General features: G+C 58.0%; 25 protein-coding genes and 1 riboswitch. Of the genes, 11 read left to right on the top strand and 14 right to left on the bottom strand.

From position 1 onward, the window contains the following. Nucleotides 1-35: 35 nt before the first annotated feature. Nucleotides 36-1,610, bottom strand: a complete 1,575-nt coding sequence (locus AC2FIB_RS01200; RefSeq protein WP_496732950.1) for a thiamine pyrophosphate-binding protein — start codon at nucleotides 1,608-1,610, stop codon at nucleotides 36-38. Further along, nucleotides 1,610-3,058: a TrkH family potassium uptake protein gene (locus tag AC2FIB_RS01195; RefSeq protein ID WP_109312003.1), complete on the bottom strand. Its 1,449-nt coding sequence runs from the start codon at nucleotides 3,056-3,058 to the stop codon at nucleotides 1,610-1,612. Before AC2FIB_RS01195 ends, AC2FIB_RS01200 begins: the two co-directional genes overlap by 1 nt. Between AC2FIB_RS01195 and AC2FIB_RS01190 the strand changes: the two genes are divergently transcribed. Beyond that, nucleotides 3,057-3,749 (top strand): hypothetical protein, encoded by a 693-nt coding sequence (locus AC2FIB_RS01190; protein WP_496732949.1) that lies wholly within the window; start codon nucleotides 3,057-3,059, stop codon nucleotides 3,747-3,749. The genes AC2FIB_RS01195 and AC2FIB_RS01190 overlap by 2 nt on opposite strands. A 335-nt stretch (nucleotides 3,750-4,084) precedes the next feature. Here AC2FIB_RS01190 and folE2 read toward each other — a convergent pair whose 3' ends face one another. Both folE2 and metZ read right to left on the bottom strand, forming a co-directional pair. Further along, nucleotides 4,085-5,188 carry a GTP cyclohydrolase FolE2 gene (gene folE2 / locus AC2FIB_RS01185; protein WP_496732948.1) on the bottom strand — a complete coding sequence of 368 codons (1,104 nt, stop codon included), beginning with the start codon at nucleotides 5,186-5,188 and terminating at the stop codon, nucleotides 4,085-4,087. Nucleotides 5,189-5,357: 169 nt separating this feature from the next. Next, nucleotides 5,358-6,548: an O-succinylhomoserine sulfhydrylase gene (gene metZ, locus AC2FIB_RS01180; RefSeq protein WP_496704400.1), complete on the bottom strand. Its 1,191-nt coding sequence runs from the start codon at nucleotides 6,546-6,548 to the stop codon at nucleotides 5,358-5,360. A gap of 65 nt (nucleotides 6,549-6,613) precedes the next feature. Continuing rightward, a riboswitch (SAM riboswitch) is annotated at nucleotides 6,614-6,691 on the bottom strand. A 121-nt stretch (nucleotides 6,692-6,812) separates the two neighbouring features. Here metZ and AC2FIB_RS01175 point away from each other — a divergent pair. Beyond that, nucleotides 6,813-7,502, top strand: a complete 690-nt coding sequence (locus tag AC2FIB_RS01175; protein WP_496732947.1) for a glutathione S-transferase N-terminal domain-containing protein — start codon at nucleotides 6,813-6,815, stop codon at nucleotides 7,500-7,502. Between the two features lie 14 nt (nucleotides 7,503-7,516). Here the strand turns inward: AC2FIB_RS01175 and AC2FIB_RS01170 are convergent, their stop codons facing one another. Continuing rightward, nucleotides 7,517-8,602, bottom strand: a complete 1,086-nt coding sequence (locus AC2FIB_RS01170) for a Hint domain-containing protein (protein ID WP_496732946.1) — start codon at nucleotides 8,600-8,602, stop codon at nucleotides 7,517-7,519. A gap of 123 nt (nucleotides 8,603-8,725) precedes the next feature. Then, nucleotides 8,726-9,100 (bottom strand): OB-fold nucleic acid binding domain-containing protein, encoded by a 375-nt coding sequence (locus AC2FIB_RS01165; RefSeq protein WP_496732945.1) that lies wholly within the window; start codon nucleotides 9,098-9,100, stop codon nucleotides 8,726-8,728. 127 nt (nucleotides 9,101-9,227) lie between these two features. Here AC2FIB_RS01165 and AC2FIB_RS01160 point away from each other — a divergent pair, with 127 nt between their 5' ends. Both AC2FIB_RS01160 and AC2FIB_RS01155 read left to right on the top strand, forming a co-directional pair. Then, a complete protein-coding gene (locus AC2FIB_RS01160; RefSeq protein WP_058273927.1) occupies nucleotides 9,228-9,551 on the top strand; it encodes a 2Fe-2S iron-sulfur cluster-binding protein in 324 nt (107 codons plus the stop codon). Further along, the gene (locus AC2FIB_RS01155; RefSeq protein WP_496841552.1) at nucleotides 9,551-10,273 is read left to right on the top strand and encodes an FG-GAP repeat domain-containing protein; all 723 of its coding nucleotides are present in this window, start codon (nucleotides 9,551-9,553) and stop codon (nucleotides 10,271-10,273) included. Before AC2FIB_RS01160 ends, AC2FIB_RS01155 begins: the two co-directional genes overlap by 1 nt. An 81-nt stretch (nucleotides 10,274-10,354) precedes the next feature. Here AC2FIB_RS01155 and purD read toward each other — a convergent pair whose 3' ends face one another. Continuing rightward, entirely contained in the window at nucleotides 10,355-11,617 is a 1,263-nt protein-coding gene (gene purD / locus AC2FIB_RS01150; protein WP_496732943.1) for a phosphoribosylamine--glycine ligase, read from the bottom strand. A gap of 74 nt (nucleotides 11,618-11,691) precedes the next feature. Here purD and xseA point away from each other — a divergent pair, with 74 nt between their 5' ends. Continuing rightward, nucleotides 11,692-13,185 (top strand): exodeoxyribonuclease VII large subunit, encoded by a 1,494-nt coding sequence (gene xseA / locus AC2FIB_RS01145; protein WP_496841549.1) that lies wholly within the window; start codon nucleotides 11,692-11,694, stop codon nucleotides 13,183-13,185. A 12-nt stretch (nucleotides 13,186-13,197) separates the two neighbouring features. Here xseA and AC2FIB_RS01140 read toward each other — a convergent pair whose 3' ends face one another. Further along, nucleotides 13,198-13,623, bottom strand: a complete 426-nt coding sequence (locus AC2FIB_RS01140; protein ID WP_282118867.1) for a hypothetical protein — start codon at nucleotides 13,621-13,623, stop codon at nucleotides 13,198-13,200. A 103-nt stretch (nucleotides 13,624-13,726) separates the two neighbouring features. Between AC2FIB_RS01140 and AC2FIB_RS01135 the strand changes: the two genes are divergently transcribed. The 5 genes from AC2FIB_RS01135 to AC2FIB_RS01115 all read left to right on the top strand — a co-directional run bounded on the left by AC2FIB_RS01135 (nucleotide 13,727) and on the right by AC2FIB_RS01115 (nucleotide 18,027). Beyond that, nucleotides 13,727-14,365: a lysoplasmalogenase family protein gene (locus tag AC2FIB_RS01135; protein ID WP_496732941.1), complete on the top strand. Its 639-nt coding sequence runs from the start codon at nucleotides 13,727-13,729 to the stop codon at nucleotides 14,363-14,365. A 58-nt stretch (nucleotides 14,366-14,423) separates the two neighbouring features. Further along, on the top strand, nucleotides 14,424-15,587 hold the full coding sequence (gene ftsY / locus AC2FIB_RS01130) for a signal recognition particle-docking protein FtsY (RefSeq protein ID WP_496841547.1): 1,164 nt from the start codon (nucleotides 14,424-14,426) through the stop codon (nucleotides 15,585-15,587). A gap of 86 nt (nucleotides 15,588-15,673) precedes the next feature. Continuing rightward, nucleotides 15,674-16,576: a DMT family transporter gene (locus AC2FIB_RS01125; RefSeq protein WP_496732939.1), complete on the top strand. Its 903-nt coding sequence runs from the start codon at nucleotides 15,674-15,676 to the stop codon at nucleotides 16,574-16,576. 16 nt (nucleotides 16,577-16,592) lie between these two features. Continuing rightward, nucleotides 16,593-17,198, top strand: coding sequence for an inner membrane-spanning protein YciB (locus tag AC2FIB_RS01120; protein WP_496732938.1), 606 nt, complete (start codon nucleotides 16,593-16,595; stop codon nucleotides 17,196-17,198). A 160-nt stretch (nucleotides 17,199-17,358) separates the two neighbouring features. Continuing rightward, nucleotides 17,359-18,027, top strand: a complete 669-nt coding sequence (locus AC2FIB_RS01115) for a Crp/Fnr family transcriptional regulator (protein ID WP_058274845.1) — start codon at nucleotides 17,359-17,361, stop codon at nucleotides 18,025-18,027. Nucleotides 18,028-18,247: 220 nt separating this feature from the next. On the opposite strand, the gene AC2FIB_RS01110 is transcribed toward AC2FIB_RS01115, so the two are convergent. The 6 genes from AC2FIB_RS01110 to rpiA all read right to left on the bottom strand — a co-directional run bounded on the left by AC2FIB_RS01110 (nucleotide 18,248) and on the right by rpiA (nucleotide 24,645). Then, nucleotides 18,248-19,684, bottom strand: coding sequence for a Do family serine endopeptidase (locus AC2FIB_RS01110; protein ID WP_496841769.1), 1,437 nt, complete (start codon nucleotides 19,682-19,684; stop codon nucleotides 18,248-18,250). Between the two features lie 185 nt (nucleotides 19,685-19,869). Continuing rightward, nucleotides 19,870-20,064, bottom strand: coding sequence for a DUF2065 domain-containing protein (locus AC2FIB_RS01105; protein WP_282118760.1), 195 nt, complete (start codon nucleotides 20,062-20,064; stop codon nucleotides 19,870-19,872). Continuing rightward, entirely contained in the window at nucleotides 20,064-20,960 is an 897-nt protein-coding gene (hflC, locus tag AC2FIB_RS01100) for a protease modulator HflC (RefSeq protein WP_108858947.1), read from the bottom strand. Before hflC ends, AC2FIB_RS01105 begins: the two co-directional genes overlap by 1 nt. Beyond that, nucleotides 20,960-22,105, bottom strand: a complete 1,146-nt coding sequence (hflK, locus tag AC2FIB_RS01095) for an FtsH protease activity modulator HflK (RefSeq protein ID WP_496732937.1) — start codon at nucleotides 22,103-22,105, stop codon at nucleotides 20,960-20,962. The genes hflC and hflK overlap by 1 nt, the downstream gene beginning before the upstream one ends. Before the next feature lie 72 nt (nucleotides 22,106-22,177). Continuing rightward, nucleotides 22,178-23,536 (bottom strand): glutathione-disulfide reductase, encoded by a 1,359-nt coding sequence (gor, locus tag AC2FIB_RS01090; RefSeq protein WP_496722148.1) that lies wholly within the window; start codon nucleotides 23,534-23,536, stop codon nucleotides 22,178-22,180. Nucleotides 23,537-23,859: 323 nt separating this feature from the next. After that, complete coding sequence (gene rpiA, locus AC2FIB_RS01085; protein WP_496732936.1) at nucleotides 23,860-24,645, bottom strand: ribose-5-phosphate isomerase RpiA; 786 nt, start codon at nucleotides 24,643-24,645, stop codon at nucleotides 23,860-23,862. Between the two features lie 167 nt (nucleotides 24,646-24,812). On the opposite strand from rpiA, the gene AC2FIB_RS01080 reads away from it, so the two are divergent. After that, nucleotides 24,813-25,514, top strand: a complete 702-nt coding sequence (locus AC2FIB_RS01080) for a glutathione S-transferase family protein (RefSeq protein WP_496732935.1) — start codon at nucleotides 24,813-24,815, stop codon at nucleotides 25,512-25,514. Nucleotide 25,515 lies beyond the last annotated feature (1 nt).

Below are 25,515 nucleotides of genomic sequence, written 5' to 3'. Positions count from 1 at the left end.
AAGCGCCGCTCTTTCGGGCGGCGCTTTTTTGTTGGCTAGAGGATATCCGGTGTGATGCGTATCAGCGTTGGAACAGGTGCGGAAAAGGCTGACCGAACCGCCTCTTGCATCTCGGGCAAACTGGAGGGCGCAGAGGACAACGCGCCAAAGGCCTCGGCGAGTTTGCAGAAATCCGGGTTCCGCGCGACAACCGCATTTGGGGCGATCTGACCTCGGACCATGCTGTCCTCAATCTCTTTGAGCTTTCCGTTGTCCCAAAGAATAATCGGCAGAGACAGGCCCAGTTCGACTGCTGCCCCAAGCTCTTGCATCGTATAGTGAAAACCGTAGTCCCCGGCGATCACCGCTGTAGGCTTACCTCGGCGCGCCACGGCCCCGCCAATTCCGGCCGGCAGCGCATAGCCAAGCGTGCCGAACCCGGTCGGATGGTGCCAGTGATAGGGATAGCCCATATCCCAAACCTCTTTGGCGACATAAGCAAACTGGGTCATGTCAGAATAGATCATGGTGTCGCCTGGCATCGCCGCGCGAAGGGCATCCAGGACCGGGACGATACCCGGTCGTTCCGCATCCACTTCGGCCCGCCAACGGCGGCGCGTGTCTGCTACTTCCTCCGCTGTCCAGCCCGTCGAAGGTTTAACATGGTCGATGGCCGCCCAAAGTGCATGGGCAAAGCTTTCCCCGTCAGCCTGTAGTTTCACTGCGGCGCGATGGTGATCGGACAGAACCTTCGGGTCCACATCTATACGCACCAGATTGCCCGTGTGGCCCAATGCATTTCGCCACAGGTCGACCTCGCCCAATTCCGCGCCCACGACGACCACTAGGTCGGCGGAAGCGATAACATCTGCGCTGCCCGGTCGTGGCAACATGGCTCCGTAGTCCAAGGCATAGCCCAACCCCGCCATTCCGCGCCCGGCATACGTGGTAAAACAGGCCGCACCCAACTGCGTCAGGATTTGCCGCCACAGATTCGACCGCGCACCACCACCCAGAATAAACAACGGGCGCCGTGCGATGTTCAGCATGGACATTACCGGAGCCAAGTCCGGCGGCAGAACTTTTGAGCGCAAGCCAGGTTGGTTGGGAAACGGTGCGGGATCAGCATCTGCCTCAAGCTGTGCAATCGGCACTTGGATGTGTTTTGGGCGTGGACGGTTGAGTTCGAACTCCTCAAAAGCACGCTCGACCAGATTGTAGGCAGCCTGCGCCGTATTGGCCTGATGCGACCAGTCCGTCACGGTTTCAGCCGCAGCACGCTGGTCTTTCATCTGGTGCAATTGCCCGTGCACCCCTTGCGTTTCATCAAGGCACGAGGAAATCACCAGCATCGGGACCGAGTCCGTATAGGCCTGCCCCATCGGTGTCATGATATTGCACAACCCCGGTCCGGTGATGACATATGCAACACCCGGCTTGCCGGTCGCACGGGCATAGCCGTCGGCCATGAACCCTGCCCCCTGCTCGTGCCGGGCCAGCACATGGGTGATTCCGGCCTCTTCGATCCCGCGATACATTTCCTGATTGTGCACGCCGGGAATACCAAAGATCACATCCACTCCGCGATCCCGCAGCATATGCGAAATCTGCGCACCAAGGGGTCTTTTCATCAATTCCTCCAGAACTGGACAGTGAAGAGTGCATAAACGGCCAAAAGCTCAAGCCGCCCTACCAACATACCGATTGACAGCAGCCATTTCGCGGTGTCGCTGAGCCCTGCAAAATTGCCGGCCGGTCCGATTTGATCCCCCAGCCCCGGCCCTACATTGGCCAGCGCTGTGGCTGCACCGGAGACGGCAGTTATGAAATCCAATCCCGTCAGTGCCAGCGCCCAGGCCAGCACGCCCAACGAGAGCACAAAAAACATGAAGAAGCTCATAACCGAAGTCAGGACGTCCGGACCAATCGAACGGCCATCATATTGCGGCTTAAAAACACCATGAGGTGAGCGGATGCGGCGGATCTGGGTCTTGATCGAAGCAAACAGCAGTTGATACCGGAAGATCTTGATGGAACAGGCGGTTGAACCCGCGCAGCCGCCAATCAGACCGATCAGGAAGAACATCATGATCGGGAAACTGCCCCAACCCATGTAATCTACGCTGGCATACCCGGTACCCGAAATGATCGAGGTGATGTTGAACAGGGATTCCCGAACAGCCTGTTCCCAATGATGCGGGAAAACGGAGGTCAGAAAGACCGCCATAATGACCACCAGCACCAGAATGGTCGCCAGAAAGGTCCGTATCTGGCTGTCGCGGAAAATGGACCTCGTATTGCCATTGGCGAATTGGACGTAGCGCACGAAAGGCAGTGCAGCGAGGATCATGAAGACAGCGGCTGCATATTCTGCTGGGCCGGAAAACGTGCCAAAGGACGCGTCATAATTTGAAAACCCGCCCGTTGAGATCGTCGTCAGGGCGTGAACCACGGCATCAAAAAAGCCCATCCCCAGACCTGCATAGACCAGCGCGCAAACAATCGTCAGAAAGACGTAGATCAGGGAAATCTGGCCCGCGATCTCTTGCGCACGCGGAAGAATTTTCCCCATGGTTTCAAATCCTTCCGAGCGGAAGATTTGCATCCCCCCGACGCGAAGCTCGGGCAGGAACACCATGGCCACGACGATGATGCCGATGCCGCCCAGCCATTGCAGCAGGCCACGCCAAAGCAGCAACCCCTGTGGCAGGTTATCGAGGCCGGAAATCACGGTCGAGCCTGTCGTCGTCAGGCCCGACATCGCCTCGAAATACGCATCGACAAAGCGCAGTTCGGTCTCGCCCAAAAGAAACGGAATGGCGCCAAAAAATGGCAATGCGACCCAGACCCCTGTGGTCAGTAAAAAGGTCTGACGGATCGTCAGACCTTCGCCTACTCCGTTCGAGCAGCTCATCGCCAGAACGACGCCGGTCAGAATCGTGATGACACCGCTTTCGAGAAAAACGTGCCACTCGCCCCGGCCTTCGATGAAGTCCGCAAGCATAGGCAGCAGCATGGTCGCCCCAAGAATGGCGACCAATAGGCCAATCACATATCCAACCGGGCGCATATCCGTCATGAGGCGCAGCGTTGGCGCGCCTGCACGACTGTGTCAAGCCAGTGTCGGGTTTTACCCGTCCGTTTTGCGGGCCGTTGTTGGCATCGCGGGCGGATTAGACGGGGCGCGCGGGCGACGCGCCGGAGTTGCCTGTGCCCCTTCGGGCTTTGCGGCAACGGCTTTTGCAGGCGCAGGCTGCGCCGCGACCGGCTTGGGTGCGGCTGATTTGGCCGGGGTCTTTGGCGCAGTGGTGTTCGCTGCCACAGGTTTCGGCTTGGCAACCGATGCCGGTTTTGGCGCAGGTGTTTTTCTAGCAACGGCAGGCTTTGGTTTGGCTGCCGCTGCTGGTTTTGCCGCTGGCTGTCCTTTGGCGACGGCAGACTTGGCGGCAGGCTTTTCTGCAACTTCGGCCGATTTGGCTGCCACCGGAGTGGGTTTGGTTACTGCAGCCACCGTTTTGGGCGCGGTCGGCTTGGGTGATTCGACCTTAGGTTTTGCGGCGGCTTTCTTGCGGGCTACAGCCTTAGGCTTGGCCACCACCACAGGTTTTGCCTTGGCGACCGGTTTGACCTTGGGCGCGGGTTTTGCCGAGGGTGCAGCCGGGGCCGGAGCAGCAGCCGACGCGTGCAAGGCACTAACCGACACAAACGGCAGCTCCATCGCCGAACGGGTCAAAATCTGCATAATTTTCATTTGGTTGCTAACCGCATAGCCGGCCATTCGGATGGCCGCAGCCTGAAATTCCAGCGGTTGGGAAATTGGATTCATACTTTAGTTCTCCTCTGAAAGCGATGCAGCCTGCAAAAGAGTGAATTGAGCTGCCCGTCCCGATTTTTCGGGCGGATCAAGCAGTCACAAAGTCCTGAGCGTCGCACGTCTCAGCTTCCTTTCAGAATGGCAGACGCACGAACAGAAATTCGCCTGCCACGGCTGCATTCCACACCAGTGTTACTTGAACGACCGTGCAAATGCAGCACGAATTGCCGCGCTGCGGCGGAAAACCACTCTTAGTCTAAAAGTGATACTTTATTGATCCACCCTGCCCCGTCACCCGACGTGGAACAGGGTGGTGAACAGCCGCGGGTCCAGGCTGGGTGACACAAAGGTCGGACCTTCGGTCAGAACCGACACCGCATCGTGGCTGTGCAGGCTTTCCTGATGGCTTGCGACCACGCGGAAATCACCGATATGGTGATCGGCCAGCAATTCGGCGCAGAACAGGCGGGCCGCATCTTCGACAAAGATCGGATTGGCAGCGTTTAGCTCGGCGAAGGCCTGTTCATCCTCGCGTTTGACCATCACCTGCGTTTCAGTCGGAACGGCACGGCGGCAGATGGCAATCAGATCTTCGAACCACAGGCAATCCGTGTCGCAGTCGACCACAACAGATATCCGCACCACTGAACGTTGCGAATGCGGTGTGGCCAGCTGTCCACGTGTTGCGCGTGCGTGCTCGCTAAGTTCCAGCGAACAGGGACATGTTGAGGAATATACGTAGTCCAGATGCATGATCTTCTGGCGCACTCCGCCCTGTTCAACCAGCTCAAGTGCGATGTCGTAATACTGGTACCCTTCCAAACCGGATCGCAGGCTTTGCACACGGTCGGGATAGGAAAACCGCATCTGGATACGGGCGTCAAAGCTGTCCAGATCAGTCATATAGTCATCCAGCGCGGCCTCCATGACCTCAAAGCTGAACGTACGCTCGGCGTGTTTGTAAAACGAGCGCATGATCCGGGACATGTTGATGCCCTTCTTTTCGGCATCAAGGCTGACAGTGCCAGTAACCGAAGTCTCAAGCGCTAGATCATCGCCATTCTTGCGGTGAAATCGGATCGGCAGACGGAAGTTCGAGATACCAACATGCTGGATTTGTTGCTTAGCGCCTCGGATCAGGCTGGACGGGCCATTTTGCAGATCCGGCAAGGTCGCGCGATACGCGCTGTCAACGGTGAATCCTTCGGGGTACTCGCGCGACAGAGATGGATAGTTTACGAGCACTAGACCAGGAACAAGACGCGCAATTGCCGGGTCGAGCTGGCTGATCTCGGCCTCGGTTGCGGACTCGGCCCATTTGCGCAGCGTCTTCAGAGCGGCGGCGGCTTCGTCATTATCGGGCATATCCTCAATGTCGCGGGGGTGCACGTTCATCGATCGGGTTCCTCGGTTGGTCGCCGGACCATATTCGTGTTCGGCTTGCTTTCCAGTGTAGCTTTATACGCTGAAAAACACAGCCCGGATCGAAATTCGGCGAAAATCGCATGACTTACGTCATTTTCACCTAGTTTCGACCCGGTTGTCAGTAAACCGCTGCCGTTAGTTAACGTTGCGACACATCCAGCGCGTGTTTGATGTCTGCAAGCAGATCGCCCGCGTCCTCCAACCCGACGGAAAAGCGGATCAGGCCGGGCGTGATGCCCAATTCGTCTTTCTGATCGTCGCTCAGACGCTGGTGCGTAGTCGTTGCGGGGTGTGTCGCGATTGATTTGGCATCGCCCAGATTGTTCGAAATGACAGGGATCGTCAGCGCGTTCAGGAATGCAAACGCTGCGTCCTTGCCGCCCTTGATGTCCAGCGACAGAACTGTTCCGCCTTTGCCACCCAGCTGGGCTTGGACCAATGCGTTTTGCGCATGGGTTCTCAGACCCGGATAAAGCGTCCGTTCCAGCGCCAGATGCCCCTCAAGCGCTTCTGCAATGGTCTGTGCCGTCTCGGCCTGAGCGTTCACGCGCAGTGCCATCGTTTCCAGACCTTTCAGCATGACCCAGGCGTTAAACGGGCTCAGCGCTCCACCGGTATGTTTCAGATAGGGCTCAACCGTACCCCTGATGAAATCCTTAGTACCAATGATGACACCGCCCAAAGCACGCCCCTGCCCGTCGATATGTTTGGTCGCGGAATAGACCACGACATCCGCCCCCTGTTCGATCGCGCGCGAGAAGACGGGCGTGGAAAAGACGTTATCCACGATGACAAGCGCGCCAACCGCATGGGCCAGTTTGGCAACCGCCTCGATATCAATGACCTCAAGCGTCGGGTTTGACATGGATTCGAAGAAAACCGCCTTGGTCTCAGGGCGGATCGCCGCTTTCCAGGCGTCCAGATCGGTGCCGTCAACAAAGGTGACGTCCACACCATAACGGGAAAGGATGTTTTCGAGGATATACAAACAGGACCCGAACAATGCCTTGGCCGACACCACATGGTCGCCCGCCTGTAACATCGAGGTCAGCGCCGCGTTCACCGCAGCCATGCCGGATGCTGTGGCAAACGCATCCTCGCCACCTTCCAGCGCCGCGATGCGCTGTTCGAACATCGAAACGGTCGGGTTGCCATAGCGGGCATAGATGAACTCATCCGGGCCGGATTCGATGAACCGCGCCTCGGCTTGTTCGGCTGTCTCATAGACAAAGCCCTGTGTCAGAAAAATTGCTTCGCTGACTTCGTTGTATTGGCTGCGACGGATGCCGCCATGGACGGCTTGGGTGCGTTTGTTCCAGCTCTCGCTCATCTCATTCCTCTCGACCCTTGTCTGGCAAGGGCATCAAAAAAACCCCAGACGCGGTCAAGCGAAAGGGGCCTTTCATCCTGACCTTTTAGCGGTGTTGTTTAGCGTGGCCCGCAATCCGGTAACAAATCGCCACGTAGCTTCTGCGATGCAAATACGCCGCGTGTACATGGCCGTCAAGCCCGGTTGCCCTGTGTCACGCTTTCGTAACCGCCTCTTGCCGATTCCGCGGAATACCGCATGATCGCCTCAACCTGAGGAGGCACCATGATCGATCTGTATTTCTGGCCCACGCCGAATGGCTGGAAGGCGTCCATCGCTTTGGAAGAGATGGACCTTCCCTACGCCACTCACCTGATCAATATCGGCAAGGGTGATCAGTTCGACCCGGAGTTCCTGAAAATTGCGCCCAACAACCGGATGCCTGCCATCGTTGACCCGGACGGCCCGGATGGCGCACCTATCTCGGTGTTCGAAAGCGGCGCGATCCTGATGTATCTCGCCCGCAAGACCGGACGCTTTTATGGCAAAACTGAACGTGACCGGATCGCGGTCGAGGAATGGCTGATGTGGCAGATGGGCGGCGTCGGCCCAATGGCCGGTCAGGCGCATCATTTCCTGAAATACGCGCCGCAACTGGACCCGCCACAGGACCTGCCCTACCCCAAAGACCGATACCGGTCAGAGGTTACGCGCCTTTATGGGGTGCTGGATCGTCGGCTGTCTGAAAACGAATACGTCGCTGGCGATTTCTATTCCATCGCCGACATGTCAATCTGGGGCTGGGCCAGCCTGTGGGAGGGTCAGCAGCAGGTTCTAGACGATAAACCCCACTTTACCCGCTGGCTCGAAACGGTCGCCGCCCGCCCAGGCGTTAAAGCCGGACGCGCGCTACATGCCGAGTTACGTGGAGAACATCGGGACAAGCAATCACAGGGGGTTTTGTTCAAGCGGTGAAACGACTTGAACACCTACTGCATGTATTGCGAAATCACCATTGCAGCTTCGTGTTTTCTGAGGACCTTCGCTGCAGTTGGTCCGTACCCCCACGGCAAGCTTTCAAAAATGTCAGGGAAGATTTCAGCGAGTTCCAATTGCGCTTCATGCGCCATGCCCTTTAACGCGATATCCCCTGGAAACAGACTTTCCGTATATGCGCCGTTTGACACCACAATCTCGTGCTTCTCGAATATAAAGTGGTAATAGACGACACGGCAAGAATCCGAGACAACCTCAACCCCCGGCAGATCTAACAGGAACTTCGCGGGTACCAGAACGTCCGCATCCTCAAAAAGCAATTCTAGCCCGGCAGCAGAAACAAGTATCCGGTGATTGGGCGACACAAAAAGATCGGATGCTGGCAATCCTTGGCCCAATGCCCCTTTGGCAATTCTAACGGGCTTCAGATGGCATTTATCAGCACGTGAGACATCAACCGACCGTGATCCGATCCACTTGATCTCTTTAGCCTGCCCCTCAGCGGTCAAAACCAGATCGCCGACCTCAAGCGTTTCAACAGCCTTTTCACCAGACGGCGTCCCGATCAATGTGCCCTGAACGAAACAAGGGACGTCAACAATTGCATCCGGGTCTGTCGTATCCGGCGCATTGTCCGGTGTCACATTTGATGGGGTAGAGTCGTAAGCAACACCTGGTACCAACGGTTCAGAGGTTATGTAACCCGCAAGAGCGCCGTCCACTTCAACCCTGTATACGGTGATTGTACCGCCATCGGGATCTGAAAGCGCATAGGACTCTTCAAGATAGATGTTCCCGTTTTCGGTAAGGCCGGAAATGGGATTGCCGTCCAGATCTGTAACAAGACCTTGTTGGGTCAGGTCATCCCCGATTTCGTTGTTGAATCGGTCACCATTGAAATCCGTACCATTGTCAGGGTCACCGTTGATAAGCGGCGGTGGCCCGGGTTCGTCTTCAACATTGAATACGCGCCGGTCTGTGCTGGGATCGTAGGTTGGTGACAGAGTGACTGTACCAAAACCAAAAAACGTCACCGATATGACGTCAGGCGAGTAACCTATGTAGGAATAGTTTGCCACGTGAAACCTCGGACCAATTACGGTGCTCAATGTTCATCGATCAGGATGCCTTGTGTCCATCAGTTTCTGCGACGGTCCTTCAAAATGCAAATATTCGATTTTTAGTGCATCTTTTCTGCCAGTTTACACAGCCTCCCCCCGCACCAGCACATCCAGCATGCCCGAGATATCCTCAACCTCTTCCGCGATCACATGGGTCACCGAATGCGCCCGCTGCATCCGGCCCGTGACCCGCAGCAGCCGCCCCGAGATCACCGCCCGGCGGAAGGTTTCGTAAATTTTGCGCCAGACCACCACGTTCACGATACCGGTCTCATCCTCGAGCGTGACAAAGATCACCCCCTTGGCCGTCCCGGGCCTCTGCCGCAGGATCACCAGCCCCGCGACCGCCACCAGCGCGCCCTCGGGCGGGTCGTTCAACCGGTTGGCGGGCAGACACGCGGGCGGGCGCGGCCAGTTCCGGTCCGAAGACACAGGGCGGGTAGGTAACGCAATCATGAGAACAAAAATAGAACAAACGCAAGGAAAGTCCATAGGCGGCGTGACGAGTCGCAAATGAGGCTGGAAAGACCTAAATGCCTTCACTATGGAAGAATTCGACAAGCGAAAGAGGAAGACGCACGCAATGGCAAAGATTACCTATGTCGAGCACGGCGGTACCGAACATACAGTCGAAGTCGCCAGCGGCCTGACCGTCATGGAAGGGGCCCGTGACAACAATATCCCCGGCATCGAGGCCGATTGCGGCGGCGCCTGCGCCTGTTCGACCTGCCATGTCTATATCCACCCCGACTGGGTCGAGAAGGTTCCGGCCAAGGACGACATGGAAGAGGACATGCTGGATTTCGCCTTTGAACCCGACCCGGCCCGCTCGCGCTTGACCTGCCAGATCAAGGTCACTGATGAATTGGACGGGCTGGTTGTTCAAATGCCGGAAAAGCAGATCTGATGCTTTTCAAAGCGATCGCGGCGGCCGCGATCGCAATTGGAATCTGTCCGAGCCAGACAAGATCTCAGCAGCTATGGCAGTATGAACCGCTGGGTTCGGCAGAGTACTCCGAACCCACTGCCCGATACCCGCACGGCGTACTCGGTGATCAGATTGAATACGGCGCTCTGATCCTGCAATATGCGCCGGAATGGGCGAAATACACAATCCGGCTGCCAAAAGAGCGTGTTTTCGAAGATATCCGTCCGCGCCTGATTGATGTTGACAATGATGGCCGTCGCGAAGCTTTGGTGGTTGAAAGCCATCGTGATAAAGGTGCACGGCTTGCAATCTACAATGGCGGCGGTCTGATCGCCGCTACGCCCTACATCGGCACCCGCTTCCGTTGGCTCGCTCCGGTCGGTGCCGCCGACCTGGATGGTGACGGCAACGTCGAGATCGCCTATATCGATCGCCCTCACTTGGCCAAAACCCTGCGCATATGGCGATTTACAGACGGCGAATTGATCGAAATCGCATCGCTGCCCAATCTCACCAATCACCGCATTGGAGAGGATTTCATCTCCGGCGGTCTGCGCGATTGCGGCGGCACTCCGGAACTGATCCTTGCCAACGGCAACTGGACCCGCGTCATCAGCGTCACTTACGAAAACGACTGGACCACCCACGACCTCGGCGCGTTTACCGGCCACAAAAGCCTGAACAACGCACTCAAGTGCTGATCCGCCTCTTCATCTGGCTAAAAATTTCCTGTGAGCGAGGGGATAGGCCGAAGGGGCAAAGCCCCCTGACCTACCGACTGTTCAAAGAGCCCGCCAGCCGATATCGCGGCGGTAAAAGCCTTCGGGCCAATCCACACCTTCAACCATCGCATATGCCCGGTCGCGAGCCTCTTGCAGTGTATTCCCGCGCGAGGTCACATTCAGCACGCGCCCGCCTGCGGCTTGCACTTGCCCATCAACGGCCTTGGTGCCCGCGTGGAAGATCATGTTGCTGCTGTCTTCAGGAAGCGCATCCAACCCCTTGATCGCAGATCCTTTTACGTAGGAACCCGGATACCCCTGTGCCGCCATCACAACAGTGATCGCATGATCGTCGGCCCAGTTTACCTGCGTCTCGCTCAAACGGCCCTCGGCCGCGGCATGAAGTAGGTCCAGAACCTGGGCACCAAGCCGCATCATCAGAACCTGGCATTCCGGGTCACCAAAGCGGACGTTGTATTCGACCAACCTCGGTTGGCCGTCCTTGATCATCAGGCCAGCATACAAAACGCCCTGAAACGGCATGCCTCGGCGCTTCATCTCGGCCATAGTCGGACGCACGATCTCTTCCATCGCCCGCGCCTCAATCTCGGCGCTCAGAACGGGTGCAGGCGAATACGCCCCCATGCCGCCGGTGTTCAGGCCCGTGTCGCCTTCTCCCACGCGTTTGTGGTCCTGCGCGGTGCCGATGGACAGGATGTCCTCACCATCACACAGCACGAACAAAGATGCCTCTTCGCCTTCCATAAACTCTTCGATAACGACCTCGGCACCCGCGCCCCCAAAAGCGCCGCCGAACATGTCGTCGATAGCCTCCAGCGCGGCCTGTTCGTCCATCGCGACGATCACACCCTTGCCTGCCGCCAAACCATCGGCTTTGACCACGATCGGCGCGCCCTGTTCGCGGATATAGGCTTTGGCAAGATCGGCCTCGGTGAACTTTGCATAAGCTGCGGTCGGAGCGTTCGACGCGTCACAGATTTCTTTGGTAAAACTCTTCGAGGCTTCCAGCTGTGCTGCATCGGCCGACGGCCCAAAGACCAGCACACCCGCTTCACGCAGACGATCTGCGACGCCAGCGGCCAATGGGGCCTCGGGGCCAACAATCACGAAATCAATCGCGTTCTCTTCGGCAAAGCTGACAACCGCACCGCCATTCTCGATATCCAGCGCAGCACAATCGGCGATCTGCGCAATCCCTGCATTTCCCGGCGCCACGATCAGTCGGTCACATTTGGGATTTTGCATCACCGCCCAGGCGAGGCTGTGTTCCCGCCCGCCGCTGCCGAGAATAAGGATGTTCATGAAGGTCTCCGATCTGCTTGGCCTCGCCTTCCGGGCGTTCTAAGCTGACCGGGCATTTGACACAAGGCGCTGAAATGTCCGAACTGCTTGATGACCCGATCCCGGGCCAAAATACCACTGAATACACCGTTTCGGACATCTCGGGTGAGGTGAAACGTACGCTGGAAGGCACGTTCGGACGAATCCGTGTGCGCGGTGAGGTCGGCCGTGTGTTCACGGCGCGCTCGGGCCACCTGTACTATGACATCAAGGATGACCGAAACGTTTTGGCCTGCACCACCTGGAAAGGTCAGGTTTCGGGTCTTTCGGTGGTACCAGAAGAAGGTCTTGAGGTTGTCGTCACCGGTCGCCTGACCGCTTTTGGCGCGCAATCGAAATACAACCTGAACGTCGATGAGGTCGCGGTCGCCGGGCAAGGCGCACTTATGGCCTTGCTGGAAAAGCGCAAGAAACAGCTTGAGGCTGAAGGTCTGTTTGCGCCCGAACGGAAAAAGCCTCTGCCGTACCTGCCGCAGATCATTGGCGTGGTGACCTCACCATCTGGTGCTGTGATCCGGGACATCCTGCACCGCCTGCGAGATCGCTTCCCGCGCAAGGTGCTGATCTGGCCCGTCGCTGTACAGGGCTCCAACTGCGCGCCCGAGGTTGCGCGGGCCATCGAAGGGTTCAACAAGCTGACACCTGGCGGTTCACTGCCCCGCCCCGACCTGATCATTGTCGCCCGGGGGGGCGGATCGATCGAAGACCTTTGGGGGTTCAACGAAGAAATCGTTGCACGCGCGACGGCCGCGTCGGACATTCCGCTGATTTCTGCCGTGGGTCACGAAACAGATACGACACTGATCGACTTTGTATCAGACCGCCGCGCGCCAACACCGACCGCCGCGGCCGAGCTTGCCGTGCCGGTTCGAATGGAATTACTGGCCTGGACAGGTGAGCAAGGCGCGCGTCTGTCTCGTGCCGCTACGGATGCGGTTCAAAGGCGGTCTCAACGGCTTCGTGATCTGTCCCGCGCGTTGCCTCGCCCGGACAGTTTGTTGAACACTCCACGCCAACGACTTGATTTGATTGCAGATCGGCTGGCGCCCGCACTGAATCGCGGCGTCCAGAACCGACGTCTGCAGGTCGTCGAGCTGTCCGCACATCTGCGCCCGTCGACGTTGCGCAATCTCGTTTCGACCAGAAACGAGGCCTTACGCAACCTGTCATCCCGTCTGTCTCTACGCCCAATCCACAGAGAGATCGAACAACAAAAGCAGAATATTAACAGGTTGGCCGACCGTATGAACGCGGCACAGGCCACGCGCCTGGATCGGATGCGGCAACAGCTGGACGCCGCTGATCGCCTGCGTGAAACACTTAGCTACAAGGCGACGTTGCAGCGAGGCTACGCTGTGGTCCGAGCTGAGGGCGAGGTTCTGACAACCAAGAAACAGGCGGCAAAGCACAGCGCATTCGAGATCGAATTCGCAGATGGTCTGCTGAACACGGGCCAGCCCACGACTTCACCGGCGGCACCTAAGAAGTCAGCAAAGAAAGATGCACCGGACCAGGGCTCGTTGTTCTAGCCGAATGCACCTTCAGACCCCGACTTCGGGGCCGAGACAAACCATTTCTTCATTGATGTCCTCGGCCTCGTACAGCTCGGTGGCGTCCGAGTTGCCCTCGAACAAGGCGATCAGGCCCCCGTCAGACTTGGTAAAGACCCAGCATTGCGGGTCAATCCGGTCTTCGTAGACAAAGCAGATCTGGCCCGCTTGTTCGTACCAGACACCCTCTTTGCAATTGCCGTCCAGAAAAGACCAGATCACGCGGCGATTGGGCAAATAGCGTTCGACGCCGTAAACCGTTCCCTGAAACCCATAGAACATGGTTTTTCCGCGCGTATAACTGTCGAATTCAGCCCCAGACAAAGCTGACTGAGCCGCTGCCGTCTGCGCAGAAAGTGTCAGAAGAATCGCAATACGCCTGAGCATGGGAACATTCTGACAGATGCCGGTCAGCATCGCCAACAGACAATCCTCTAAAACCGGCTGCCTTAACGTCACCGCTTGAGTTGTAATGGCGATCCCGGTGATGCTGCTAAAAAAGCCAAATGGGGGACATTTGATGACAACCGCTCTTTTCTGGATCGCTGCTGCCAGTGCGCTGGCCTATTTGCCGATGTCACCGCGCCCGGTCAGCCCCCTGCGATCCCTCTTCAAGACGGCCTCTGTCGCGCTACTGGCGCTGGTTGCTGTCTTAAGTGGTGCACCCATGCTACTGACCCTTGCGCTAGTCCTGTGCGCGTTGGGCGACGCGCTGTTATCACGCGAGACGGACTCGACCTTCATGGCAGGGATCGGTGCATTTACAGCCGGCCACCTGGCCTATGTCGCTCTGTTCCTCAGCCACCCATCCAGCGACACCGCTCTGATCTTCGACAAGCCCGGCATCTTTTGGTCGCTGATCATCTTCGGGATCATTGCTGCAACCCTGCTCGCCCCCCGCGCCGGTGACCTCAAGATACCGGTTCTGGGCTATATCCCGATCATCCTTGGCATGGGCATCACGGTCCTCGCCCTGCCTGAGGCAGGCGCGTTACGCTGGGCCCTGCCCGCCGCACTCGCCTTCATCGCGTCGGACCTGATCCTGGCGACTGAAAAGTTTCTGCTACCTAACGGCCATCCGGCGCTACGCATCACGCCCTATATGATCTGGATCCTATACTGGGGCGCGCAAGCGGGGCTGTTGATTGCGTTTTTGTGACCCTTTGCAACTGCCGCAAATCCGCATTAGGTGAGAGGAACACCTGCGGAGACTAAAAATGGCGTTTTTCTCAAAGCTCAAGGACAAGCTGTTCAAATCCTCGTCCCGCCTCGAACAGGGGCTGGATGCCATCGTCGAAGATGGTGGCGAGGAAACGACTGCCCCCGATCCAGTTATCCCCGAGCCTGAGCCGCAGCCAGAACCAGTTCCCGAAATTCCGCAGCCGGTTCCAGAGACACCTGAACCCGCCCCTGTGCCACAGCCGGTCGAAACGCCTGAACCCGCACCGGTCGATCCAACCCCTGCTCCGCCGCCGCCTGAGGCCGCGCCATCCAAAGGGGTGTTGGGACGCCTGTTTGGCCGGAACGAAGCCAAGGCCGTCATCCGTCGTACGTTGGACGACGATATGCTTGAGCAGCTAGAGGAACTGCTGATCGCCTCGGATATGGGCGTCGACACCGCTTTGCGGGTCACATCCAACATGGCTGAGGGGCGATTGGGCCGGAAACTCTCCACGCAAGAGATCAAGCAATTGCTCGCCCAGGAAGTCGCCCGTGTGATGGAACCGGTTGCCAAGCCTCTGCCCATCTACCCCAAGCGCCCGCAGGTCGTGCTGGTCGTTGGCGTCAACGGGTCCGGCAAGACCACAACCATCGGTAAGCTGGCCAGCCAGTTCAAAGCCGCGGGCAAAAAGGTCGTCATCGCCGCCGGGGACACCTTCCGCGCCGCCGCCGTCGAACAGCTCCAGGTCTGGGGCGACCGCGCCGGCGTGCCGGTGCTGACCGCACCCGAAGGGTCTGACCCGGCCTCCTTGGCTTTCGACGCCCTGACCCGCGCGCAGCAAGACGGCGCAGACCTGCTGATGATCGACACGGCCGGTCGCCTGCAAAACCGGGCGGACCTGATGGAGGAACTGGCGAAGATCGTCCGCGTAATCCGCAAAATCGACAAGACCGCCCCGCACAACACGCTGCTGGTGCTGGACGCCACCACGGGCCAGAACGCGCTGAGCCAGGTCCGGACATTCCGCGACCTCGCTGACGTGTCAGGCCTGGTGATGACCAAACTCGATGGCACCGCCAAAGGTGGCGTATTGGTTGCACTGGCCGACAAGTTCGGCCTGCCAATCCATGCCATAGGCGTCGGAGAACAGATCGACGACCTCGCCCCCTTCGACCCTCAGGAGTTCGCCGCCGCCCTCACTGGCCTGGACCAAACCTGATCCCCCCTTCATCTGGCCCCAAATATCCTCCGGGGGTCTGGGGGTGGAAAACCCCCAGCCTCTCCACCCAGCGAAAAGACTGACATTTGAGCGACTGGCTGATTTCTCTCGAAGGCACCGAAGCGGGCCATCAGCTGGCTCTTGGCCTCGCTCTGATGGCCGCCTTCCTGCATGCTGTATTTGGCGCGCTGCAGAAGGGCCGCCACGATCCCTGGCTGTCCCGTGGGGCAATCGACGCCTGCTATTGCCTGATGGCCGCCCCTTTTGCCTTTTTCGTGGTGCCGTGGCCTGAACCCTACATGTGGTCCATCTTCGCCGTGGTCTGGGTGATCCACATCGCCTACAAGGTCCTTCAGGCCATGGCCTATACAAAGGGTTCATACACTGTCGTCTACCCGGTCGTACGCGGCACTGGCCCCCTTTTCACGGTCATCGGCGCCTATCTGCTCTTTGGCGAGACCTTTACCGGGATTCAATGGTTTGGCGTTTTGGTCCTGCTGGCCGGTATCTTCGGCCTGGCCGCCTATAATTTGCGTTTTCTGGAAACCAACCGGGAAACGCTGGGCATCGCGCTGTTACTGGCCATCGCAACCGGCCTGTTTGTCGCGCTCTACACGACTTATGACGCCTATGGAATCCGGGCCACCGCCGACCCGTTCACCTTTCTGGCTTGGTTTTTCATGATCGACGGTTTTGCGATGCCGATTTACGCCTTCTTCAGATGGCGCGCCTTGATCAACCGCCCGGCCGTCGGACCATTGATGTTGCGGGGGTTGGCCGGAGGCATCATCGCCCCTATGTCCTTCGGAGCAATCATGCTGGCCACCCGTCTGGACAAGGTCGGCGAAGCCGCCGTCCTACGTGAAACCTCGACGGTCTTTGCGGCGCTAATCGGGTGGCTGGTGCTAAAAGAAACCGTGGGACCAAGACGGGTCGCGCTGATGGGACTGATTGCATTGGGCGCCGTAATAGTTGAAATGGGCGGGTAAAAATCAGGAAACCGACATGCCAGGCAAAAAAGAAATCAATCCATTTCTGAAACAGGCGTTGGAGCTTGGGCCCCCACTGGCCTTTTTTTTCATCTACCTACGCCTGCGTGACGACAGTTTCCTGATCGGAGGTACCGAATATTCCGGCTTTATCGTCGCGACGATCATCTTCGTCCCGCTGATGCTGGCTGCCATGGGCATACTCTGGGTTCTGACCGGCAAACTTAGCCGGATGCAGATATTCACCGCCTTCATGGTCATCTTCTTTGGGGGCCTGACCGCTTGGTTCAATGATGAGCGGTTCTTCAAGATGAAAACCACGCTGGTTTACGGTTTTTTCTCGGTCATCCTTGGTATTGGCCTTCTGCAGGGGAAATCCTATTTGGCCTATGTCCTCGAAGATATGCTGCCGATGCGCCATGAGGGCTGGATGATCCTGACCCGCCGGTTGTGCGGCTGCTTTGCGGTTCTGGCCGTTGCCAATGAATTTGTCTGGCGAACCATGTCGACGGACCTGTGGGTCAAAATTGAAACTTTCGCCTTTCCGATCGCGCTGATGGCGTTCCTGATGCTTCAGTTCAGTCTGTTGCAACGCTACATGGATGATCCAGACCACCAATAGGCGAACACTGATACTCGGTGCGCAGCTTAAGCGTTTGCTTTCATATTGAGCCGTCACACAGCGCGCAATCAGGCAAACCAATAAAAACCTTGGAATAATAGCCCGGCTGTGGAACATTAGGACACCACTCAACACCAACAGCCGGAGACCCCTCAACCACATGAAGGCACTCCCAAACAGCGGATTCCTGTCCGAGGCATCAGACCGACTCAGGGCTATGCTTTCGGCACTCGCGACCGAGATTTCCTTGGATCAGGGCCAGGTGCTGTTTGAGCAGGGGGACGAAGGCGATGCGCTGTATGTGATTTCTGAAGGTACGCTCGAGGTTTCATTCCTTGCGATGAGCGGGCGCAAGCTGTCTTTGACCCTTATGAAGCCTGGCGAAGTGTTTGGCGAAATTGCGTTGTTCGACAGCGGACCGCGGACCGCCACGATAGCGGCGGCCGAGCCATCTAGCGTGCTGCGCGTGCGCCGCAGCGACGTGATGGACCAGATCCGCCAGCACCCCGATCTTGCCGTCGACATGATCCGTCTGGCGGGCCTGCGCATGCGCTGGATGGGGTCACAGCTGAACGAACAGGTGTTCTTGCCGATGCCCATTCGTCTGGCGCGCAAATTGCTGCATCTGTCTGCCCTTCAGGACGACCCCGCCATGCGCATCACCCTGTCCCAAAGCGAATTGGCCGAGTTCGTCGGTGCCACGCGCGAGGCTGTATCCAAGACGATTTCCACCTGGAAACGCGACAATGTTGTCGAGGCATCCCGCGGCGGGTTGATGATCCAGGACTTTAACGCCCTGAAAGAACTGGCCGAATCCGACTTAATCTGACCTTGTGACCTCCTTCACATACGGCGCATGCCAAAATAGCTAATGTCTTAGTTGTTACCGTAGGGGGCCAGAGAATCATCCCCGATATCTGTCCACTGGCCTCTCCCTGTACCAGAGCCATGCGCCTCCCCGGCGTGTGGCTCACTTACTTTCAGCGCCACGTGGAACGGAAAAGGCCGTGGCATTGCCCCGGCCTTGTCACAACGTTTGATGTGATGCGTTACTCGCCCAAGCTCAGCGCCACAAAGCGGGGGTCGCCACCGCGACGTACAAGCAACAACAGCGATTTACGCCCGGCCTCACGCGCTTCTTCCATGCGTGCTTCCAGATCTGCAATCGACGTCACCTTTTGCTGTCCAGCCTCGGTGATCAGATCACCGGCGCGCAAACCTTTGGAAAACGCCTCAGAAGCCTCATCCACTTCGGTCACAACCAGCCCCTCGGCGTCTTCTTCCAAACCAAGATCCGTACGTAGCGTGTCCGTCAGTGGCGAAATGGTCAGGCCCAGAATAGCTGCGTTCTCTTCTGATGGAGCTTCAGAGGTTTCCTCGTCGCCCTGCTCGGCCCGTTCAGCATCCTCACGACGTCCCAGAGTAACCAAGACGGTCTGTGTGCCGCCATCGCGATGCACGACAACGCGCACGGCTTTGCCTACGGTCGTCTCACCGACCTGACGCACAAGACCGCGTGTATCTTCGACCTCGACCCCATCAAAACTGAGGATCACGTCACCAGCCAGCAGACCAGCATCTTTCGCCGGCCCATCCGGAACATCGCTGATCAGCGCACCGCCCGGCTTGGCCAACCCCATTGCCTCGGCCATGTCCTCGGTCACGTCCTGAATGCGAACGCCCAGCCAACCACGGCGGGTTTCGCCGAATTCACGCAGTTGGTCGACCACCTTGACCACGACGTTGGACGCCATTGAAAAGCCAATCCCGATCGAGCCGCCGTTGGGCGACAAAATCGCTGTATTCACACCAATCACTTCGCCGTTCATGTTGAACAGCGGACCGCCCGAGTTGCCCCGATTGATGGCCGCGTCGGTCTGGATGTAGTCGTCATACGAGCCGCTCAGCGCCCTGTTGCGGGCCGAAACGATCCCGGCCGAAACCGAGAAGCCCTGCCCCAACGGGTTGCCCATGGCAATAACCCAATCACCGACACGGGCGACGTCACTGTCGCCAAACTGCACGTATTGCAGCGGGCCCGGGGCCTCGACCTTCAGCAGCGCAATATCGGTTTTTTCGTCCGTGCCTATCACCTTGGCAGGCAGTTCCTCCGGCGGCTGTCCATCACCGGGGAAGAACTCCACCAGGATTTCATCGGCCTCGGCGATCACGTGATTGTTGGTGACGATGTAGCCGTCTTCAGAAATCACGAACCCCGAACCCAGCGCGTTACTGCGGCGCGGGCGATTTTCGTCATCACCGTTCCGGTCCTGAAAATCGCGAAAGAAATCTTCGAACGGTGATCCCTCGGGCACAATGCCCTGCGGGCCGGTCTGGCCTTCAATCAACGTTGAGGTGGTAATGTTGACCACGGCCGGGCTGATCTTGTCTGCCAGCGGCGCCAGACTTTCGCTCCGCGCCTGCGCAGCGACGGTTTGGGCCAGAACAAGAATCATCCCCGCAATGGCCAGCCACATCAGCCGCATTAAACCAACACCCTCGTCCTGCCGGACTGAAATACTGCGTGCTTGTGCCTGCACTTGGGAACTCCTTGTCAACAAGTCTTGTAAAACTGCCCTCGGGCAAATCTTCTCAGGAACCAATGTAGTCGGTTTGTCCTTGCCCGCAACTCGGGATCGCGGGGAAATCACCTGCAAGTGAGGTCACCGCATCAAAACCCAACCTGATAAGCCCCCCATAGCAGGACAAACCCACTAACTACGCTCAGCAGACCGGCCAGCCGCCGCGCCTGCTCGGGCAATGACCGCAATGCCTCTAACATGCGCTCAATAAGCGAAGGGGCCAGCGCATAGGCCAGCCCCTCTACAATCAATACCAGCCCGAAAGCCAAAAGGATCAGCCCCATTATTCGGAGGCCGCAGCAGCCGGAGCTGGTCGTCCGGTCGGCGAAGCGAGGTAGTTGAAGAACTCGGAATCCGGGCTCAGAACCAACGAGCTATTGCCGCCCTGCAACGCGTTCTCATACGCGGTCAGCGAACGGTAGAATTCAAAGAACTCCGGGTCCGCGCCATAGGCTTCGGCAAAGATCGCGTTACGTTCAGCGTCCGCTACACCACGGGTGATTTCGGCCTCACGACGTGCATCTGACACCAGTTCGACCACGGTCCGGTCAGCTTGCGCACGCACACGCTGCGCCGCCTCGTTACCACGGGCACGTTCGTCTGTTGCTTCACGTTCCCGCTCGGCCTTCATACGGTCGAAGGTCGCCTCAAGGTTGGCCTGTGGCAAGTCGGTCGCCTTCAAACGCACGTCGATTACAGTCACGCCCAGCGCCTGTGCTTCGGCAATCGCGCTGTTTCGGATGCGCAGCATCAGCGCCGCACGGTCCGAGCTCAGGATGTCACGAGACGAAACCGAACCCAGCACTTCGCGGGTTTCGGCCCGCAAAATACGATCCAGGCGATCCTCGGCAACCGGGATACCGCCGACACCAACGGCCTGACGGAACTGATTCAAATCTGAAATCCGGTAACGTGCGAATGCATCGACAACCAGACGCCGATCGTCCAGAGGGGTCACCTCAAGGGGCTGTACGTCAATAGACAGGATACGGTCGTCATAGCGGACAACTTCTTGAATCACCGGGATTTTGAACGCCAGACCGGGGTCTTCCTTGACCGCGACGACACGACCAAATTGCAAGACCAGCGCGCGTTCACGTTCATCCACGATGAAGATCGAAGACAGGCCAACGACGCCAAGGATCACGACAAGAATGAGGATAATGGGTGATTTACGCATCAGTTGCTCTCCCCGGCTGGGCTACGACGCAGTTCGTTCAGCGGCAGATAGGGCACAACACCCTGCCCTTGCCCGGATGAGTTCTGGTCCAGAATGATTTTGTCAACGTCACCCAGAATCTGCTCCATACGCTCCAGATACAGACGCTTACGCGTCACATCGGGTGCTTTGGTGTATTCTTCCAGAACTGCGCTAAAGCGGCTGGCTTCACCCCGCGCACTGTTGATCTGTTGGGCACGATAACCTTCCGCCTCTTCCAGAACCTGCGCAGCTTCGCCGCGCGCTTCCGCCAATACCTTGTTCGCATAGGCATCGGCTACGTTCTGCAACCGGTCCCGTTCCTGCGCGGCAGCCTGAACGTCGCGGAACGCGGCGATCACGTCCTGCGGCGGGTCGGCTTTGTCAAAGTTGACGCGGACAATGTTGATTCCTGAATCATAACTGTCCATCGTGGATTGGATAAGTTCCTGCAAGCGATCCGCGATAACACCACGATCCCGGTTTAGGATCGGTGCAAGCTCGCTTTGAGCGATAATCTCGCGCATCGCTGATTCCGACACCGCCCGGATCGTTTGGCGCGGATCACGCAAGTTGAACAGGAACTTCGCAGGGTCATTGATGTTCCAGACGACTTGATAGTCGATATCGACCACGTTTTCGTCGCCGGTCAGCATCAAGCCATCATCGCTGCCGCGCGCGCCGCCCATATCTTCGTTCTGTTCGCGGGTGACCGGGATGACCTCGGCGGTAACGAAAGGCCACGGCGCAAAGTTCAGACCCGGATTTCCGACGGCCGAGAATTCGCCGAGGAACAACTCAACCGACTGTTCTTCAGGCTTGACTGTGTAAAAACTGGCCGCCCCCCACAATACCGCCGCGACGACGACACCAATAAGAACCGTACCTTTTGTGAAGATAGGGCCACCGCCGCCAGAGCCCTGACCGTTGCCACCGCGGCCTGAACCACCGCGGCCGCCCATCAGGACGCGCAGCTGTTCCTGGCCTTTCTTCATCAATTCATCAATCTCGGGGATCTGCGGACCATCGCCTTCGGGGGGCTTGCGCCCATCACCGTTATCACCCCGATTTCCTCCGCCGCCCGAAGAGCCTCCGCCCCCCCAGGGGCCGCCGCTATTGCCCGCCATATGTATCTATTCCCTTGTGTTGGACCGTGTGATCACGGGTTCCCTTGTAACTTGTGTGCGCGCGGTTGCAAATCAAGCAGTGCGCACAGGTTGCCGCATTGTTACCAATTCCTCTGCCATCACCGGATGAACGGCAACCGTGCGGTCGAAATCTTCCTTGGTTGCGCCCATTTTAACGGCGATGCCAGCCAGCTGGATCATCTCACCCGCGCCCGGCGCGACGATGTGGCAACCCAGAACCTTACGGGTCGCCTGGCTGACAATCAGCTTCATCAACACGCGCTGCGTTCCACCGGCAAAGGCCTTTTGCATCGGCTTGAACGATGTCGCGTAAACCTCAATCGGTTCCTGTGCCGCGCCTTCTTCTTCGCTTAAGCCCACAGTGCCGAATTCCGGTTGGGTGAAGATCGCGGTCGGGATCAGTTCATGATCCACCGGAGTCGGGTTGCCTTTGAAAACGGTCTCTACAAACGCCATGCCTTCACGGATCGCAACCGGCGTCAGATTTACGCGGTCGGTAACATCGCCAATGGCATAGATCGAGGGCACGCCTGTCTGGCTGTACTCATCGACTACAATCTCACCTTTGCGGCCACGTTCCACGCCCAGCGCCTCAAGGCCCAGGTTGTCTGCATTCGGCGCACGCCCTGTGGCGTACATGACCACGTCGAACTGATCCTCGGTGCCATCGGTGGCCTTAACGCGGATCTTGTCGCCTTCCTTGGTCATTTCCAGCACGTTGGTGCCCAGACGAACATCAATGCCGTTCTGGCGCATCTCTTCGCAGATCAGGCCACGTGCTTCTTCGTCGAAGCCACGCAGGATTTGCGCACCGCGATAGAACTGAGTGGTCTGGACTCCCAACCCGTTCATGATTCCGGCAAACTCGCTGGCAATGTAGCCGCCACCGACGATCAGAATGCTTTGGGGCAGTTTTTCAAGGTGAAAGATCTCGTTCGACGTAATCGCCAAGTCCGATCCCGGGAACTCGGGCACGACCGGACGACCACCTGTGGCGATCAGGATGTGCTTGGCTGTCTTGCGTGTCCCATCCGCCAATTCGACCGTATGTGGATCGACTACGGTTGCACGTTGATCAAAGCTTTCGACGCCGTTGTTTTTCAGGATATTGCGGTAGATGCCTTCAAGCCGGTCCAGTTCGGTCACCAGCTTGCCGTGAAAGGTATCCCAATTCAAAGCACCGGTCTGAATGTCCCAGCCATAGGCCTGCGCATCACCGACCATGCCCGAGAATTCACTGGCGAAGACCATCAGCTTCTTGGGCACACAGCCCCGGATGACACAGGTTCCGCCATAGCGATCCTCTTCGGCCAGCGCCACTTTGGCACCGTTTTCGCCAGCTGCCACACGCGCCGCACGGACCCCTCCTGAGCCTCCGCCGATAACGAACAGATCATAGTCAAAGCTCATTTGTCCTGCCTCTTTCAAATTTCCGCAAGCGCCCGCAGGCCTTGCATGGGGTGTACTCTATCTCGCGCTGCTGTCCAGAGTGATCGCCGGGACTCCAGCCTCTCCGAGTTCTCGAACTTGCGCAGGGAACCGCTGCAGCGTTGTGATCAAACGCCCAGATATGGTTGCATTTGTTTTATTCAACGGCAGCCTCCACGCCTTGGATTGGTCAGGCCAAATACCGAATTGTACGTGTCCCAAATCGTTCGCGGCCACGACTTCACTCAAAACAATGTAGCGTCCGAAGAAAACGAGTGACGTAAAGCGATCTGTGTCTGTTCCGCTTAATCTGCCAGATCCGAGAACAAGTTCTCGCCTGCTTCCACCGACTGATCAAGTTCGATCGTTCCATCGTTGATATCGCGCAGCTCGACCCGGCCATCGCCGTGGCCGATCACAACTTTGTCACAGATGTCGATGAACAAACCATTCTCGACCACACCCGGAACCTGATTAAGCACTAGTGCCAGTTGCCTGGCATTTCCGATGCGCTGAAGGTGGAGGTCCAGAATGTGATTGCCCTCATCCGTGACAAACGGCGCCTTTCCGTTCATGCGCAGCGCGGCAGAAGTGCCCAGAACGTCCATCGTATCCAGCGCCTCTTGGATCAGCGTGCGCGTAGTCTGCCAGCCAAAAGGGATAACCTCGACCGGCAAAGGGAATGCGCCCAGTGTTTCGACCTCTTTCCCGGCATCAGCAATGACGATCATCTGATCGCTTGCCGTGGCAACGATCTTTTCCTGCAGATGCGCGCCGCCCCCACCTTTGATCAGGTTCAGATCGCCGTCGAATTCATCCGCGCCGTCGATGGTCAGGTCCAGCCAACCCGCCTGATCCAGCGAGACAACCTCGATCCCCAACTCACGAGCCAGTTGCGCGGTGCGGGTTGAGGTCGGAACAGCCTTGATCCGCAAACCTTCCTGTTGCACCCGCTCTCCCAGACGGCGGACCATCCAGGCGGCCGTTGATCCAGTGCCCAGCCCAACACGCATCCCGTCCTGAACTATATCGGCGGCCCGTCGCGCCGCGACAAATTTGGCTTTGTCTATGGGTGACAAATCTCCGGTCATTGTTGCATTCCCCCTTGGTATTGCGGAATTTATACGGAATGTCCGACCCAACTGCGAGCGCCAATTCGCCGATCCAGCGGGCCAACTTGTCGCGAAACTACGCGTTTCCTATTGGAAACGTCGCAATCGAGACGTTCGACATCCCTGCTGGTGTATAAATACAGCTCATGAACGCGCCCTACAGATTGCACTTTGCCCCCGACAATGCCTCTCTGGTGATCAGACTGGTGCTGGAAGAGATGGGCCTGCCTTATGAGACAGCTTTGGTGGATCGACGGCAAAACGCACAGGATGGCGCGGCTTACAGAGGGTTGAATCCGAACGGCCTGATCCCGGTTCTTGAAACGCCACAAGGTCCGATCTTTGAAACAGCCGCCATCCTTTTGTGGCTGGCAGATACGCATGCGCAACTGGCTCCCGCCCCTGACAACCCGGATCGGGCTGCGTTCCTGAAATGGCTCTTTTTCGCATCGAACACTTTACATGCCGATCTGCGCATCCTGTTCTATGCCGAAAAATACATCGACACGGCACAGGCCGAAACCTTGCGCAACGGTATTCGCCCGCGCCTGCGCCAACATCTTCGGGTTCTGGATGACGTTGCTAAAACTGCGCCCAGCTGGTTGCACGCCGATCAGCCCTCGGTCCTTACATACTACCTTGCCTGCCAGATGCGGTGGATGTCCCTTTACCCGGAGCGCGCTGATCGCAGTTGGTATCAATTGGCGGATACGCCTTACCTGCAATCCATTCTGATGCGCCTGGAAAACCGTCCCGCAACCCGGGCTGCCATCGCGGCCGAGGGGTTGGGGGTTACCCCCTTCACCAGTCCATCTTATGCTCACCCTCCAGAAGGCTCTGCTACCTAAT

This window comes from Ruegeria sp. YTSA072 (genome assembly GCF_059610285.1).
Note: the sequence above shows the minus strand (reverse complement) of the source record. Positions and strands in the feature narration are given on the sequence as shown.